Origin of the sequence: Amycolatopsis sp. WAC 01376 (assembly GCF_003947415.1) — a bacterium.
Lineage (GTDB): Bacteria > Actinomycetota > Actinomycetes > Mycobacteriales > Pseudonocardiaceae > Amycolatopsis.
Window position 1 is genome coordinate 748,099 of sequence record NZ_QHKL01000002.1, and the last position, 15,593, is coordinate 763,691.

17 protein-coding genes are annotated in these 15,593 nt (G+C 69.4%); 11 read left to right on the plus strand and 6 right to left on the minus strand.

The window, feature by feature from the left end; translation table 11 throughout:
• Nucleotides 1–132: 132 nt before the first annotated feature.
• From ctaD to DMH03_RS12825, 5 genes are all read left to right on the plus strand, one after another.
• Entirely contained in the window at nucleotides 133–1,911 is a 1,779-nt protein-coding gene (gene ctaD, locus DMH03_RS12805) for a cytochrome c oxidase subunit I (protein ID WP_034308844.1), read from the plus strand.
• Nucleotides 1,912–1,998: 87 nt separating this feature from the next.
• Nucleotides 1,999–3,228, plus strand: coding sequence for a phosphoserine phosphatase SerB (gene serB, locus DMH03_RS12810; protein ID WP_125792217.1), 1,230 nt, complete (start codon nucleotides 1,999–2,001; stop codon nucleotides 3,226–3,228).
• Nucleotides 3,225–3,983 carry a peptidyl-tRNA hydrolase gene (locus DMH03_RS12815; RefSeq protein WP_125792218.1) on the plus strand — a complete coding sequence of 253 codons (759 nt, stop codon included), beginning with the start codon at nucleotides 3,225–3,227 and terminating at the stop codon, nucleotides 3,981–3,983. Before serB ends, DMH03_RS12815 begins: the two co-directional genes overlap by 4 nt.
• Before the next feature lie 17 nt (nucleotides 3,984–4,000).
• Nucleotides 4,001–5,752 carry a serine/threonine-protein kinase gene (locus DMH03_RS12820; protein ID WP_125792219.1) on the plus strand — a complete coding sequence of 584 codons (1,752 nt, stop codon included), beginning with the start codon at nucleotides 4,001–4,003 and terminating at the stop codon, nucleotides 5,750–5,752.
• Nucleotides 5,753–5,763: 11 nt separating this feature from the next.
• Complete coding sequence (locus DMH03_RS12825) at nucleotides 5,764–6,168, plus strand: OsmC family protein (protein ID WP_125792220.1); 405 nt, start codon at nucleotides 5,764–5,766, stop codon at nucleotides 6,166–6,168.
• Nucleotides 6,169–6,240: 72 nt separating this feature from the next.
• On the opposite strand, the gene DMH03_RS12830 is transcribed toward DMH03_RS12825, so the two are convergent.
• The 3 genes from DMH03_RS12830 to DMH03_RS12840 form a co-directional block, all read right to left on the minus strand.
• On the minus strand, nucleotides 6,241–6,594 hold the full coding sequence (locus tag DMH03_RS12830; protein ID WP_007028272.1) for a hypothetical protein: 354 nt from the start codon (nucleotides 6,592–6,594) through the stop codon (nucleotides 6,241–6,243).
• Between the two features lie 57 nt (nucleotides 6,595–6,651).
• Nucleotides 6,652–8,709 (minus strand): ATP-dependent DNA helicase, encoded by a 2,058-nt coding sequence (locus DMH03_RS12835; RefSeq protein WP_125792221.1) that lies wholly within the window; start codon nucleotides 8,707–8,709, stop codon nucleotides 6,652–6,654.
• 125 nt (nucleotides 8,710–8,834) lie between these two features.
• Nucleotides 8,835–9,425: a biotin transporter BioY gene (locus tag DMH03_RS12840; RefSeq protein WP_125792222.1), complete on the minus strand. Its 591-nt coding sequence runs from the start codon at nucleotides 9,423–9,425 to the stop codon at nucleotides 8,835–8,837.
• Nucleotides 9,426–9,568: 143 nt separating this feature from the next.
• Between DMH03_RS12840 and DMH03_RS12845 the strand changes: the two genes are divergently transcribed.
• Complete coding sequence (locus tag DMH03_RS12845) at nucleotides 9,569–10,234, plus strand: choice-of-anchor P family protein (protein ID WP_125792223.1); 666 nt, start codon at nucleotides 9,569–9,571, stop codon at nucleotides 10,232–10,234.
• 69 nt (nucleotides 10,235–10,303) lie between these two features.
• Here the strand turns inward: DMH03_RS12845 and DMH03_RS12850 are convergent, their stop codons facing one another.
• Genes DMH03_RS12850 through DMH03_RS12860 form a run of 3 tightly spaced genes read right to left on the minus strand, consistent with a single transcriptional unit; the run spans nucleotide 10,304 to nucleotide 12,853 of the window.
• Entirely contained in the window at nucleotides 10,304–10,957 is a 654-nt protein-coding gene (locus DMH03_RS12850) for a bifunctional 4-hydroxy-2-oxoglutarate aldolase/2-dehydro-3-deoxy-phosphogluconate aldolase (protein ID WP_125792224.1), read from the minus strand.
• Nucleotides 10,954–11,529 carry an isochorismatase family protein gene (locus tag DMH03_RS12855; RefSeq protein WP_125792225.1) on the minus strand — a complete coding sequence of 192 codons (576 nt, stop codon included), beginning with the start codon at nucleotides 11,527–11,529 and terminating at the stop codon, nucleotides 10,954–10,956. The genes DMH03_RS12850 and DMH03_RS12855 overlap by 4 nt, the downstream gene beginning before the upstream one ends.
• A 19-nt stretch (nucleotides 11,530–11,548) precedes the next feature.
• Nucleotides 11,549–12,853, minus strand: a complete 1,305-nt coding sequence (locus DMH03_RS12860; RefSeq protein WP_125792226.1) for a nicotinate phosphoribosyltransferase — start codon at nucleotides 12,851–12,853, stop codon at nucleotides 11,549–11,551.
• Between the two features lie 74 nt (nucleotides 12,854–12,927).
• Between DMH03_RS12860 and clpS the strand changes: the two genes are divergently transcribed.
• From clpS to DMH03_RS12885, 5 genes are all read left to right on the plus strand, one after another.
• Nucleotides 12,928–13,227, plus strand: coding sequence for an ATP-dependent Clp protease adapter ClpS (clpS, locus tag DMH03_RS12865; protein ID WP_005165655.1), 300 nt, complete (start codon nucleotides 12,928–12,930; stop codon nucleotides 13,225–13,227).
• Nucleotides 13,224–13,781, plus strand: a complete 558-nt coding sequence (locus DMH03_RS12870; protein WP_125792227.1) for a DUF2017 domain-containing protein — start codon at nucleotides 13,224–13,226, stop codon at nucleotides 13,779–13,781. Before clpS ends, DMH03_RS12870 begins: the two co-directional genes overlap by 4 nt.
• Nucleotides 13,778–14,770 carry a P1 family peptidase gene (locus DMH03_RS12875; protein ID WP_125792228.1) on the plus strand — a complete coding sequence of 331 codons (993 nt, stop codon included), beginning with the start codon at nucleotides 13,778–13,780 and terminating at the stop codon, nucleotides 14,768–14,770. Before DMH03_RS12870 ends, DMH03_RS12875 begins: the two co-directional genes overlap by 4 nt.
• A 61-nt stretch (nucleotides 14,771–14,831) precedes the next feature.
• Nucleotides 14,832–15,248 carry a Mov34/MPN/PAD-1 family protein gene (locus tag DMH03_RS12880; protein WP_016336788.1) on the plus strand — a complete coding sequence of 139 codons (417 nt, stop codon included), beginning with the start codon at nucleotides 14,832–14,834 and terminating at the stop codon, nucleotides 15,246–15,248.
• 72 nt (nucleotides 15,249–15,320) lie between these two features.
• Nucleotides 15,321–15,593 (plus strand): MoaD/ThiS family protein, encoded by a 273-nt coding sequence (locus DMH03_RS12885; protein ID WP_005165659.1) that lies wholly within the window; start codon nucleotides 15,321–15,323, stop codon nucleotides 15,591–15,593.

The window sequence follows — 15,593 nt, forward strand, 5'->3', positions numbered from 1 at the left end:
CGATCTTGCCAGCCGGTGCGCGCGACTGTCGGTAGTGAGGGCTACGATCCCCATTAGCCGCCGGAATGGGTCTCGAACCCCGGCCGACGGCAGAACATTGACCACCACAAGGTTTGAGTGTTGGAGGCAGGAGTGACGGCCGTAGCCCCCAAGCCGATCGCCACGCGCCCGTATCCCGCGCGGGAGTCGGTTAAGGGTTCGTACCTGCTGCGGTTGTTCCGCACGACGGACCACAAGCAAATCGGCATCATGTATCTGGTCACGTCGTTCGCCTTCTTCATGGTGGGCGGCGCGATGGCGATGCTGATCCGCTCCGAGCTGGCACGTCCCGGGCAGCAGTTCCTTTCGCAGGAGCAGTACAACCAGCTGTTCACCATGCACGGCACGATCATGCTGCTGCTGTACGCGACGCCGATCCTCTTCGGTTTCGCGAACTTCATCCTGCCGCTGCAGATCGGTTCGCCCGACGTCGCCTTCCCGCGGCTGAACGCGTTCTCGTACTGGCTGTACCTCTTCGGCGGCCTGATCGTGATGTCCGGCTTCCTGACCCCGGGTGGCGCCGCCGACTTCGGCTGGTTCGCCTACACCCCGTTGTCGGACGCCATCCACTCGCCCGGCGTCGGTGCCGACCTGTGGATCTCCGGTCTGGTCGTCTCCGGTCTCGGCACCATCCTCGGTGGCGTCAACATGATCACCACGGTGGTCTGCCTGCGCGCCCCGGGTATGACGATGTACCGGATGCCGATCTTCACCTGGAACATCCTGGTCACCAGCATCCTGATCCTGCTGGCGTTCCCGATCCTGACCGCGGCCCTGATGGGCCTGCTGGCGGACCGGCATCTCGGGGCGCATGTGTTCGACCCCGCGAACGGCGGCGTGATCCTCTGGCAACACCTGTTCTGGTTCTTCGGCCATCCAGAGGTCTATATCGTCGCGCTACCGTTCTTCGGGATCGTGTCGGAGATCTTCCCGGTCTTCAGCCGCAAGCCGATCTTCGGTTACAAGGGCCTGGTCTGGGCGACGCTGGCGATCGCCGCGCTGTCGGTGGCCGTGTGGGCGCACCACATGTACGCGACCGGCGCCGTGCTGCTGCCGTTCTTCTCCTTCATGACCTTCCTGATCGCGGTCCCGACCGGTGTGAAGTTCTTCAACTGGATCGGCACCATGTGGAAGGGCCAGCTGTCCTTCGAGACGCCGATGATCTTCTCGATGGGCTTCATCGTCACGTTCCTCTTCGGTGGTCTGACCGGCATCATGCTGGCCGCGCCGGCGATCGACTTCCACGTGTCCGACAGCTACTTCGTCGTCGCGCACTTCCACTACGTGCTCTACGGCACGATCGTGTTCGCCACGTTCGCCGGGATCTACTTCTGGTTCCCGAAGATCACCGGCCGCATGATGGACGAGAAGCTCGGCAAGTGGCACTTCTGGACCACGTTCATCGGCTTCCACGCCACGTTCCTCGTGCAGCACTGGCTGGGTGCCGAAGGCATGCCGCGCCGGTACGCGGACTACCTGCAGTCGGACGGGTTCACCACGCTGAACACGATCTCGACGATCGGCGCGTACATCCTCGGTGCCTCGACGCTGCCGTTCATCTGGAACGTCTTCAAGAGCTACCGGTACGGCGAGATCGTCACGGTGGACGACCCGTGGGGCTACGGCAACTCGCTCGAATGGGCGACCTCCTGCCCGCCGCCGCGGCACAACTTCACCGAGCTGCCGCGGATCCGGTCCGAGCGGCCGGCGTTCGAGCTGCACTACCCGCATATGGTCGAGCGCATCCACAAGGAGGGTGAGATCGGCTTCTTCGGGAAGCAGAAGGTCAACACCCACCGCGCGCCGTCCCAGGTGCTCACCGAGGCGGCCATGCCGGGTGATCACTCCAAGGACAACTCCAGCGAGAAGTGACCCGATAAGCGGAATCGGCGCGTGCCTTGCCTCACACAGAGGCAAGGCACGCGCCTTTTTATTGCCTGGCTGAGGGAGACTGACCCCGTGACGCAGACACCAGTTCTCATCACCACGACCGGTCCCGACAAGCCGGGTGTGTCCTCGGTGCTGTTCGCCGTGCTGTCGCGCCACGACGTCGACGTGCTCGACGTCGAGCAGGTCGTGATCCGCGGCCAGCTGGTGCTCGGCGTGCTCGCGGGGGTGTATCGCGACCCCGAAGGCCTGCAGGAATACGTCGAGCAGGCGATGGCTTCGGTCGGGATGCAGGTCGAGGTGAAGATCGGTTCGGCCATCGGCGCCGACCCGTTCGCAATCGGGCAGAAGGACTCGACGCATGTCCTGCTGATGCTCGGCCGCCCGGTCACCGCGCGGGCGTTCTCCGACGTCGCGCGCCGCCTCGCCGCGCTGGACGTCAACATCGACTCGATCCGCAGTGTCGCCGACTATCCGGTCACCGGGCTGGAGCTGTACACCTCGCTCGCCCAGGACACCCCGGAGGCCGACGCCGCGCTGCGCACCGCGCTGGCGGACGCCGCCGTCGAGGCCGGGATCGACATCTCGGTCGAGCGGGCCGGGCTCGCCCGCCGCGCCAAGCGACTGGTCGTCTTCGACGTCGATTCGACGCTCATCCAGGGCGAGGTCATCGAGATGCTCGGCGCGCACGCAGGCGTCGAACCGCAGGTCCGCGAGATCACCGAGGCCGCGATGCGCGGCGAGCTGAACTTCGGCGAGTCGCTGGAGCGCCGCGTCGCGCTGCTGGAAGGGCTCCCGGAGACGGTGCTCGACGAGGTCGCCGCGTCCATCGAGCTCACCCCCGGCGCGCGCACGACCATCCGCACGCTGAAGCGGATGGGGTTCCGCTGCGGGGTCGTTTCGGGCGGGTTCACCAAGATCATCCAGTCCCTTGTGGACGACCTGGGCCTCGACTTCGCCGCCGCGAACGAGCTCGAAGTGGTCGACGGCAAGCTCACCGGCCGGGTGGTCGGGGAGATCGTCGACCGCGCGGGCAAGGCGACGGCGCTGCGCCGGTTCGCCGAGGAGTACGAGATCTCGCTGGAGCAGTGCGTCGCGGTCGGTGACGGGGCGAACGACATCGACATGCTGTCGGTCGCCGGAATGGGTGTCGCCTTCAACGCGAAGCCCGCGCTGCGCGAGGTCGCCGACACCGCGCTTTCGCATCCGTACCTCGACGCCGTGCTGTTCCTGCTCGGGGTCACCAGGGCCGAGATCGAGGCCGCCGCCCGGGCCGACGGGCTCGAGTTTTCGCGGCCATGAGCGTGCTGGAGCCGCTGGCCGCGCGCTACGCGTACTGGCTGGGACTGCCTGCCGAAGACACGGTGGACACCTCTGACGAGGACCCCGCCGAAGTCCGCGCCATGCCGGTGATCCTGCGGATGGAACGCGCCGAACCGCCGTCGCGGACCGCGTTGCTGGAGGCCGCCGCGGCGGCCGCGGTCGCGGTCTGTCTCGACGAACGCGCCGAGCCCGAAGGCGAATGGCACGAGCCGCTCAAGGCGTGGGTCGACGGCCGGATCCGCAAGGTCGCCCGGCGTGCGCGCGGCGCGCATTGGCAGGCCGTCCAGGAGTTGCCCGGCATCACGATCGAGGTGGACGGCGCCGAGGCGCGGGCGTTGCTGCCCGGCCGCGTCGTCGACACCCCGAAAGAGGTCTCGCGGTTGCAGATTTCCGGGAGCGAACTCCCGGCCGACGAGCCCGGGCCCGCGGCGGGCGGTCTCCCGCGGTTGCTGCTGAACCCCGAGGTCACGATGACCGTCGGCAAGGGCGCCGCCCAAGTCGGGCACGCGACCATGATCCTGGCCTCGCTGCTGGACGAAGCCGAACGGGCGGCCTGGGCCGAGACCGGGTTCCGGTGCTCGGTGCGGACGCCGCCGGTCGCGACCTGGAAGGCGCTGTGCCCGGTCGAGGATCCGGAGGGCTCGTGGCGCCGTGATGGCGTCGTCGCGGTCCGGGACGCCGGGTTCACCGAAGTCGATCCCGGAACCGTCACGGTCCTAGCCCAAAGGGCCTAGCCTCCTATACTCCCCATATGGGTGACCGGCTGATCGCCGGGCGCTATCGCTTGGAGGAGCGGATCGGCGCCGGGGGTATGGGTGTGGTCTGGCGTGCCACCGATCTGGACCTCGGCCGGGTCGTCGCCCTCAAGCGTTCGCAGGCCGGGGACAGCGGCCAGATCCGGCGCGAGGCGCGGATCGGCGCGGGGCTGCATCATTCGAACGTCGTCACCGTTTTCGACGCCGTGATCGACGGCGACGACCGCTGGCTCGTCATGGAGTACCTGCCTTCGCGCAACCTCGCCGACGTCATCGACACCGGCGGGCCGCTGTCACCCGGCAAGGTGGCGAAGATCGGCGTCCAGCTCGCCGCCGCGCTCGCGGCGATGCACGAGAAGGGCATGGTCCACCGCGACCTCAAACCGGGCAACGTCCTGGTGGCCGACGACGGCACCGCCAAACTCACCGACCTCGGCATCGCGCAATGGGCGGAGGTGACCCGCACCGGCGGCGGCCTCGACGTCGGCACTCCCGGCTACGTCGCGCCCGAAATGGCCGAAGGGCGCCAGGCGGGCGCCGCGGCGGACGTGTTCTCGCTCGGAGCGACATTGTTCGCCGCCGTCGAGGGCACTTCGGTGTGGGGAGACGCGAGCGTCGGGCCGTTCGTCCAGCTCCGGCGGGCGACTTCGTACTCCCTGGAGCCGATCCGGCGGGCGGGACCGCTGGCGCCGGTGCTGACCGAACTGCTGCGCCGTAAACCCGCCGGCCGTCCGGACGCCGTCGACGCGGCCGAGCTGCTGTCCGGAATCGCGGATGTCGCCGTTCCCGTGCGGGCGCGGCGGTTCCGGGTGACCAAACGTGCCGTCGCGATCGCGGCCGTCGCGGCGGTACTGATGCTGATCGGTGGCCTGCTCTACGCCACGAGGGAGCCCGCGTCGATCGCGGCCGGGCCCACCCCGATGGACTCGGTCGGCGATCCGCGCACGGCCGACCCCTGCGCACTGGTGGACCCGTCCGTGCTGAAGCACCTCGGGACTCCACGGCTCGACACCGCCAACGGCAATTTCAACGCCTGCGGTGTCCTGCTGAGGCTGAGCCCGGACGAAGAGGACGTCGTCGAGGTCCGGCTCGAATTGACCATCCCGGGGTCGCCGATGCTGGAGAAGCCCCCGCCAGGGCAACTGCGCGTGCGTGAATGGCCGAGCGACACCGAAGAGAAGTGCCAGCGGGCCATCGAACTGCCGGACGGCAACCAGATCTGGGTTCATTCCCGGCATATCCAGAACTGGCACGCGCACCTGTGCGACTACGTCGACCCGGTCGCCGCGCACGCCGCCGCGGTACTGAACCGCGGACCGCTCGAGCGTCGTCCCGACCCCTTCCCCGCGGGTTCGCTCGGGACCCTCGACGCCTGCGCGCTGGGCGGGACCCTGCCGCAGGCGATCGTCGGCGGCCCGGCCAAGCCGGATCCGGTCTTCGGCAACTGGGAGTGCTACTGGAACCATCGCGAGACGGAGGTGACGATCCGGTTCGAGCGGGAGCGGGCGCCGTTCGAAGACGACGGCAGACGCGTCGCTCTCGGATCGCGGGAGGCCTTCGTCGAGATCTCGACCGAGTGGGAGGCTTGCCAGGCCGAGATCCCGCACCGGACCTTCACCGGCAACGGTCGTGCCATGATCGAGACGGTGGAGATCTACGTCGCCGACAAGGTCAAGAAGCCGCAGGAGATGTGCCCGGCCGCGGAACGGCTCGCCGGCGAGATCGCCCCCAGGCTGCCGCCACTCTGAAAGGGAAAACCGTGTCCTTGGAAGTCCAGCGCGATGGCGAGCACCGCTTCATCGGCCGCAACGAACGCGGCGCTGAGGTCGTGATCGGCCGCAAGGGCGCCGAGGGCGCCTTCTCGCCCGCCGAACTGCTGCAGATCGCGGCGGCGGGCTGCTCGGCCGTCACCGCCGAGAACCTCATCACGCGCCGGATCGGCGAGGACTCGAAGTTCCGGGTCGGGGTGACCGCGGATAGGCGCGAAGGCGCTTCGGAGCTCGACGCGGTCCATGTGGCTTTCGACGTCGACGTGTCTTCTCTGCCCGCTTCGGAGCGCGAGGCGCTCGCGGCGGCGGTGGACCGGGCCATCGAGCGGCTGTGCACGGTGAGCCGGACGTTGAAGAAGGGCGTCCCGGTCACGGAGAGCTTCCCGGTCGAGTAGGTCCACCGGATGCTATGAACGGTCCGTTACTTGCAAAATTTGCAAGTAACGGACCGTTCATAGCGCTTGGGCTCAGTGTTTGGCGGCGTGACCTTCGGCGCTCCAGACCACGTACGCCTCGTCGGCGTCGGTGGTCATGGCCTCGATGAACTTCTCGTTGTCGAAGCCGGGCAGCGTCTGGAGCCGCTCGATCAAGGCGTCGGCGGCCGGGTCGCCGCTGGGGATCGCGGTGCCCTTCCCGTCGGCGCCCGCGAGCATGAAGAAGACGTCTTCTTTCCACGGGCCTTCAGGGATCACTCTGACCACCACCGCGGACAGCTCGGACCACGTGACGGCTTCCTCGCTTCCGTCCGCGAGCTGGCGCCGCACTCCGGTGTCATCGACGCTGACGGTCCGGGATTGTGCGTTGGGCGACTCGTGGGACAACCGGCTCTCCCTGTCTTCGGCGTTCCGTTAACGGTACTCGGCCGTGTTCCAGGCCACTCAGCCCGGGGCGGCGGCATCGAGGCGGCGCAGCGCGTCGCGGGCGACCTTCGGATCCATGGTCGGCCAGAACGGCGGCAGCGAGGCACGCAGGAATCCGCCGTAGCGGGCGGTGGCCAGCCGCGAGTCCAGGATCGCCACGACGCCGCGATCGGTGACCGAACGGTGCAGCCGTCCGGTGCCCTGTGCGAGCAGCAGCGCGGCGTGCGTGGCCGCGACGGTGAGGAAACCGTTGCCGCCCCTGGCTTCCACGGCTCGCTGCCGCGCCGACGAGACCGGATCGTCGGGGCGGGGGAACGGGATCCGGTCGACCACCACGAGCTGAAGCGACGGACCGGGCACGTCGACGCCCTGCCACAACGACAGCGTGCCGAACAGGCAGGTGCGCGCGTCCTCGGAGAACTTCTGCACCAGCAGACCGGTGGAATCGTCGCCCTGGCAGAGGATCGGCAGGTCGAGCCGCTCCCGCATCTCCTCGGTGGCCTGCTTCGCCGCGCGCATCGAGGAGAACAGGCCGAGCGTGCGCCCGCCCGCGGCCTCGATCAGCTCGGCCAGTTCGTCCATGGTCGAGGGCTGCAATCCGTCCCGTCCCGGCGGCGGAAGATGCTTGGCCAGGTAGAGGATGCCGTTGCGTTTGTGGTCGAACGGGGAGCCGACGTCGAGGCCGGTCCACTTCGGGCCCTCGGCGTCGTCGCTGTCGGCGGGAGCGGCCTTGTCCGTCGCCGCGCCAGGCGCCTTCTCCACCCTCGCGCCGCCGGGCGGGAGACCCCACTGGCGGGCCATGGTGTCGAACGTGCCGCCCAAGGTCAGCGTCGCCGACGTGAGGACGGTCGTGTGCTGGTTGAAGACCCGCTCCCGCAGCAGACCGGCGACACCGAGCGGGGCGACCTTCAACGCGGGCGGACGCGGGTTCGTGGAGAAGCGGTCCCCGGTCAGCCAGACGACGTCACGCTGATGGGCCTTGTCGTCGTCGAAGGCCTCGAGCAGCCGGACCGCGGTGTCGTGGACCTCTTCGAGCAGCGACCGCGCCAGTTTGCGGGCCGTGGCCTCGTCGACGTCCTCTTTCCGGTCCTTGCCGAGCGCGGTGAGACAGCGGTGCGCGGCGTCGCGGACCGCGGGGATCGCGCCGGTGAGGGCCTGGGGCAGCGAGTCCATGCGGCCCGACGGCAGGTCGTCGAGGATCAGGGCCAGCCCGTCGCTCGCCTCCAGCAACTGGTCGGCCACTTCGTCGTCGACCAGTTTCCCGCAGCGCCGGGCGGCGGCGGAGACCATGCCGCTGGTCAGCTCGCCGGTCGCCACGGACGTCACGCGGTCCACGAGGTCGTGCGCCTCGTCGATGATCACGAGATCGTGTTCGGGGAGTACCTGGTAGCCCTGCAGCGCGTCGATCGCCAGCAGCGCGTGGTTGGTGACCACGACATCGGCCTTGCCCGCCTCGGCGCGGGACCGTTCCGCGAAGCAGTCCGTGCCGATGGGGCAGCGCGAGGCGCCCAGACATTCCTTGGCCGTGACGGACACCTGCCGCCACGCCTGATCCGACACGCCGGGGACCAGCTCGTCGCGGTCGCCGGTTTCGGTGTCGGACGACCATTCCCGCAGCCGCGTGACCTCCTTGCCGAGCCGGGACACGGCGAACGGGTCGAACAACTGCTGGTCTTCCGGCTCGTCCGGGGCGCCGGAATCGAGCCGGTGGAGGCAGAGGTAGTTACGGCGGCCCTTGAGGATCGCGAAGGTGGGCTCGCGGCCGAGGGGCTTCTTCAGCGCCTTCGCCAGCCGGGGGAGGTCTCGGTCCACCAGCTGGCGCTGCAGGGCGATGGTGGCCGTGGAAACCACGACCGTGGCCTCCTTCTCGACCGCGTGCCGGATCGCGGGAACGAGGTAGGCCAACGACTTCCCGGTGCCCGTGCCCGCCTGGACGGCCAGGTGCTCGCCGGTGCGGATGGCGCGGCCGACGGCGTCCGCCATCTGCACCTGGCCCTCGCGCTCGGCACCGCCCACGGACTCGACCGCGTGGGTCAGGAGTTCGAGGACACCGGGGAAGTCAGCACGGGAAGGCACGGGACAAGACGATAGCCGGGGGCACCGTCAAGATCGTCCGCCCCGTGCAATGAACGGTCCGTTCCTCGCAAAATTTGCAAGGAACGGACCGTTCATGGCAGCTCGTGGGGCCGTGAAAGGACCGGTCACGACTCCTTGCGGAAGCGAGAGACGAGCGCCCAGGTGCCCGGAAGCAGCGCGGCCGCGACGGCGATCTTCAGCGCGTCCCCGATGAGGAACGGCACGACACCCTTCTCGAGCGCGGTCGACAGGCCGAAGCCGGTCGACGCCATCAGCCACGGCACGCCGACCGAGTAGATGGCGAGGTTGCCCAGCACCATCGTCCCCGCCATGCGCAGCGGCGTGCGGTCGCCGCCGCGGCCGGCGAGCGCGCCGACCAGGGCGCCGGCGAAGACGAACCCGACGATGTAGCCGGCGCTGGCGCCGAACAGGCCCGAAGAGCCGTTCTGGAACCAGCCGAAGCCGGCCGCGCCGACGGCCAGGTACAGCGCCATCGACAGCGCGCCGCGCTTCCAGCCGAGCGCGGCGCCGACCAGCAGGGCGGCGAACGTCTGGCCGGTCATCGGCACCGGCGAGCCGGGCACCGGGAGCAGGATCTGCGCGGCCGCGCCGGTCAGGGCGGCACCACCGGCGACCAGGACCGCGTCGCGGACGAGGGCGCCGCGGGCGAGGTCGGCGAGGACCGGACGGGGGCCGGCCACGGACAGCGAAGACACTCAGACCTCCTATGAGTACACGAATGTGAACCGAGGTTAACGCCAGACGGCGGGCGGCGGACCGAATGTCGGGCACCTCACGATCCACTCGACCGGGTGGCATGACCCTGCACGGGAAAGGCAGTTGGTGGAGGCTGCCGGACATGAAGAAACCCGTTTCGAGGCTGTTGTCGGTGACGCTGCTGACCGGGGCGCTGGTGACGGGAGGACCGGCGATCGCGTCGGCCGAGCCCGCGCCCGCGACGGCGGCCGCGTCGGTCGGTTCGCTCGACGTGGAGATCGGCGACGAGCACGTGGTCACCGGCGAGCTGGCCCCGTGCGACGTCGACGGTCCCTTGACCGCGACGACACAGGGTGGCGCCACCGGCGACTTCGCCCGGTTCGGCGGCGGTGAGTCGCGCTGCGGGCGGAACGGTGCGGTGGCCATCGGTGAGGCGGCCGGGCGGCGATTCGAGACCACGCTGCTCAAGCGGTTCGGCGGCCCGGTGATCAAGGTCCGCACGTTCATGGCGAAGTGCAGCACCACCAAGGACGGCAGCCTCGGCTACATCGAGTTCGGCGACGTCTCCGGGTTCACGCTGCCGGAGAACATCCCGCAGAACTACCGGCTGACCATCGCCGGCGGCAAGGGCGGGACGGCGCTGGCGTCGCTGACGGTCAACGAGACCGTCACGCCGACGCCGCCCGACGGGAGCCTCGTGACGCACATGCTGCACATCAAGCTGTTCCCGCAGGGTGACGGCCCGGCGAAGGGCGACATCTACCTCGGGACCGCGCGCTGCGACCCGTACGGCAAGAAGAAGCCCTGACTCCCTGCGTTTAGTCCTCTGGATGCGGTCCTTGCACACGCAAGTACCGCATCCAGAGGACTAAACGCGTCAGAAGCGCGAGACGTACTTCGCGGCCGCGGCCACGAACTCACTCGCCCGGGTGGCCAGGTCCGTCAGCGACCCGCTCGAGGTGAGCGCGTCGCCGAGAAGCGGCGTCGCGGCGGCGACGGCGATCGAACCCGCATCGAGGTACTTCCCGACGTCGGCGAGGTGGACGCCGCCGGTCGGCACCAGCGGGATGTCCGGCATCGGCGCCCGGATCGCCCGCAGGTAGGCGATCCCGCCGACGGCCGCGATCGGGAACACCTTCACCGCGGCCGCGCCGAGACGCCACGCCTGGTCGATCTCGGTCGGCGTCAGCGCGCCGCAGATCACCGGCAGCCCGCGTTCGTGCGCGCGTTCCATGACCAGCGGGTTCACCGTGGGCGTGACCAGGAAGGTCGCGCCCGCGTCCGCCGAGATGTCCACATCGGACACCTCGCGGACGCTCCCGGCGCCGATGTACGCGTCGTCGCCGAGCTTCTTGCGGATGGTCTTGATGGCGTCGGTGGCACCCGGCGTGGTCAACGCCGCTTCGAGCACTCGTACCCCGGCGGCGTGCAGCACCGTGGCGGCGTCGGCGAACCGGCTCGCGTCCGCGGCCCGCAGGATCGCGACGAGCCGGTTTTCGATCAGGGTGTCCTGGAGGTCGTGCTGGATCATGCGGCGGGGACCGGCGCCTTCCCGGTGTAGGTCACGCCCGCCTCGTCGAAGTCCTTGAGCGCGGCGTCGACGGTCGGCTGCGAGCCGCCGACCGTGAGGTCCAGCAGCACCCGGACCTTGAAGCCCGCCTGCGCCGCGTCGAGCGCCGTCGCGCGGACACAGAAGTCGGTCGCGATGCCGACGACGTCGACCTCGGTGACGTCGTGCTCCTTCAGCCACGCGTCGAGCGTCTTGCCGTCGCGCGCGTTGCCCTCGAAACCGGAGTACGCGGCGGTGTACTCGCCCTTGGAGAAGACCTCGCGGATCGGGACCACGTCGAGCGCGGGGTGGAACGACGCGCCGGAGGTGCCGGCGACGCAGTGACGCGGCCAGCTGTCCTTGAAGTCCGGCGTCTCGCTGAAGTGGTCGCCCGGATCGATGTGGTAGTCGCGGGTGGCGACGACGTGCGCGTAGCCGCCTTCCGCTGCCTGCTTGGAGATCGCTTCGGCGGCGGCGGCGCCACCCGGCAGGCCGAGCGACCCGCCTTCGCAGAAGTCGTTCTGCACGTCGACCACGATCAAGGCGGTCCCCATGTGTTGCTCCTGAGTCTCTTTAGACGAATACGGTCGGGATGGCGGGCTCCCCGTGCGAGAGCTTGAGGCCTTCCCAAGGAAGGCTCACCAGCGCCCGCCGAAGCCGCTGGCGCGAGTCGTCCAGCGTGGGCAGATCATCCACCGTCCGGCCGTCCCGGACCAGCGGAATCTGCAATTCGTGGTCGTTCGGTCCCCGTTCCGGGACCTCGGACGCGGCCGTCCAGATCACCTCTTCGACGGCGGTGCCGGTCTCGCGGTGCCGTCGCAGCGCGGATTTCCTGCCGCCACGCGACTCCTTGTGCGCGCTGCGCTTGGCGACCGGCCTGCCGTCGACCTCGACGAGCTTGTAGACCATCCCGGCGGTCGGCGCGCCGGAACCGGTGACGACCGAGGTTCCGACGCCGTACGCGTCGACGGGCTCCGCGCGGAGCGCCGCGATGGCGTGTTCGTCGAGGTCGCCGGATACGACGATGCGGGTGTCCTTGGCGCCGAGGGCGTCCAGTTGCTCGCGGGCCTTGCGCGCCAGCGGGCCCACGTCGCCGGAGTCGATGCGGATCGCGCCCAGTTCGGTCCCGGCCACCCGGACGGCCGTTTCGATGCCCTTGGTGATGTCGTAGGTGTCCACCAGGAGGGTGGTGTCGGCGCCCATCTTGTCCACCTGAGCGCGGAACGCCGCCTCTTCGCTGTCGTGCAGCAACATGAACGCGTGCGCGACGGTGCCCCGGGTCGGGATGCCGTAACGGCGGCCCGCTTCGAGGTTGGAGGTCGTGGCGAAGCCGGCCAGGTACGCGGCCCGCGCGGCGGCGACGGCGGCGTACTCGTGCGTGCGGCGCCCGCCCATCTCGATGATCGGCCTGCCGTGCGCGGCGCCCGACATCCGTGCCGCCGCGGACGCGATCGCGCTGTCGTGGTTGAGGATCGAGAGGATCAGCGTCTCCAGCACGACGGCCTCGCCGAAGGAGCCGGTGACGGTCAGGATCGGGGAGCCGGGGAAGTAGAGCTCGCCCTCGGGGTAACCGTGGATGTTCCCCGAGAAGGAGTAGTCCGCGAGCCACGAAAGTGTGGCGTCGTCGACGACCGCCGTCGCTTCCAGCTGACTCAGCTCGGCATCGGTGAACCGGAAGTCCGCGATCGAGTCGAGGACCCGCCCTGTGCCCGCGACGACGCCGTAGCGGCGGCCGTCCGGCAGACGACGTGCGAAGACCTCGAAGACGCATGGCCGGTCCGCGGTCCCGTCGGACAGGGCGCTGGCCAGCATGGTCAGCTCGTAGTGGTCGGTGAGCAGCGCGGTGCTGGCGCCAGTGGCCGCCTCGGGGAAACCCATGGCACCAGCCTATTCACCCACATGGCCGGACCTGCCAGCCCATACCGGAATGGGCCCGTGACACCATGGAGTGCATGTCCACGCCTGTCGCATCCGAGCAGACGCAGGTTGATCCACAGGGAGTAGAGGTCGTCTCTGAGGACAAACCCTGGCGGACGGTCGTCTGGAACGATCCGGTGAACCTCATGTCGTACGTGACGTACGTGTTCCAGAAGCTGTTCGGTTACAGCCGGGACCACGCGACGAAGCTGATGCTCGACGTACACCAGAAGGGCAAGGCGATCGTGTCCTCCGGTTCCAAGGAGAAGGTGGAGACCGACGTCGCGAAACTCCACGCCGCCGGTCTCTGGGCGACGATGGAGCAGCCTTCATGAACGGATGGCGCCGTAAGGGCGAGACCATCGTCGCGGGGTTCGAGCAGCAGGAGGCCGCGGTTCTGCGCGGTCTGGTCAGCCAGCTGGAGGACATGCTCACCGCGCGCGCCGAGGAGGCGCCGCAGGACGAGCTGGCCGAGCTGACCGGCATCCGGATGGGCCCGACCGAATCGCCGGACGATCCGGTGCTTTCCCGGTTGCTGCCGGACTTCCACAAACTGGACCCGGACAACCCGACCCGCGAGGACATCGACTCGGCCGCCGCGATGCGGTCGATCCACGAGCCCGAACTGCTGGACAATAAGGTCGGCGTCGCCAAGATCGTGCTGGACACCCTGCCGCGTGACGGTGGGAACGTGCGGCTGACCTTCGAGCAGGCCGACGCTTGGCTCGGCGCGCTCAACGACGTCCGGCTCGCGCTGGGCACGGCGCTCGACGTCACCGAAGACATGCCCGACGAGCTGCCCGAAGACGATCCGCGTGCGCCGCATCTGGGCGTTTACCACTGGCTGACCTGGGTGCAGGAGACCCTCATCCAGTCGCTGACGTCATGATCACCGACGTGCCGGGGGTGCTGGTCGGGCATCACGAGCGGGTCGGCGACGGCTGGGCGACCGGGACGACGGTCGTGCTGGTCCCCGGCGGCGCCGTCGGAGCCGTCGACCAGCGCGGCGGCGCGCCCGGCACCCGCGAGACCAACCTGCTGGAGCCGGAGAACCTGGTCCAGCACGTCAACGCGATCTGCCTGTCCGGCGGGAGCGCGTACGGCCTGGCCGCGGCGGACGGCGTCATGCGCTGGCTCGCCGAACGGAACCTGGGCATCCCGGTCGGGACCGAACCGCACGAGGTGGTGCCGATCGTGCCCGCCGCGGTGCTGTTCGACCTGCCCCGAGGTGACTGGGGAAACCGTCCGGACGCCTCTTTCGGTTATGCGGCCTGTGAAGCGGCCGTCGCCGGCCCAGTCGGGCTGGGGACCGTCGGTGCGGGCGCAGGGGCGAAGGCGGGATCACTCAAGGGTGGGATCGGGACCGCCTCGGAGAAGGTCGGGGAGTTCACCGTCGGCGTCGTCGCCGCCGTGAACGCCGCCGGCGAGGCCGTCGACCTCTCGACCGGCCGCGCGTTCGCGGCTGATCACGAGGTCGACGGCGAATTCGGCGTCCGCTGGCCCGACCGGCCCGGCGATGTCGTGGCGAAGGCGTCGGGGCTCAACACGACCATCGGCGTGGTCGCGGTCGACGCGGCGCTGTCCAAGGCGGAGGCACGACGGCTCGCGGTGGCCGCGCAAGACGGTCTCGCCAGGGCGGTCCGCCCGGCGCACACGATGTTCGACGGCGACACGGTGTTCGCGCTGGCGACCGGTGACCAGGAGCTGCCCGGTGGCGCCGGACCCGTCGCGGCGACCCGGCGCGCGATGGTGCTGGACACGCTCTGCTCGGCGGCCGCGCGGGTGTTCGGGCGGGCGATGGTGCACGGCGTGCTCAACGCCACTTCCGCCGGGGATATGCGCGCGTACCGCGACGTCTGGCCCGAAGCCTTCTCCTGACCGGGCGTGGTCCGAGTGGCGGCAATCTCAGAGTATGGACCCGCCCCGTCCAGCACCTAAGATGGGCGACGTGCTCCGGATCCGCCGTGAACTCGTCGACGAGATCGTCGCCCATGCCCGTCGTGACCATCCCGATGAGGCGTGCGGGGTGATCGCCGGTCCCGAGGGATCGGACAGCCCCGAGCGGTACATCCCGATGCTGAACGCGGCGCGCTCGCCCACGTTCTACGAGTTCGACTCGGGTGATCTGCTCAAGCTCTACCGCGAGATGGACGCCAACGACGAGGTGCCGGTGGTCATCTACCACTCGCACACCGCGACCGACGCCTACCCGTCCCGCACCGATGTCTCGTACGCCTCGGAACCCGACGCGCACTACGTGCTCGTTTCCACCAAGGACCCCGATTCGCACCAGTTCCGGTCGTACCGGATCGTGGACGGGGAGATCACCGAGGAGCCCGTCGAGATCATCGGCTGAACCCGGCCCCGGGAATAACCCGGCCCGGACCGAACGTCTGCGTAGCAGAGAACCCACCGGAGGTAGAAAACCATGGCCGTGACCGTGTCCATCCCGACCATCCTGCGTACGCACACCGGCGGCGAGAAGTCCGTCGAGGCGACCGGCAAGACCGTGCTCGAGGTGATCGACGACATCGAGTCCCGCCACGGCGGCCTCAAGGCCCGCCTGGTCAAGGAAGAGAAGCTGCACCGCTTCGTCAACGTCTACGTCAACGACGAGGACGTCCGCTTCTCCGGCGGCCTCGAGGCCGAGGTCAAGGACGGCGACACCCTGACCATCCTGCCCGCCGTGGCCGGTGGCTGA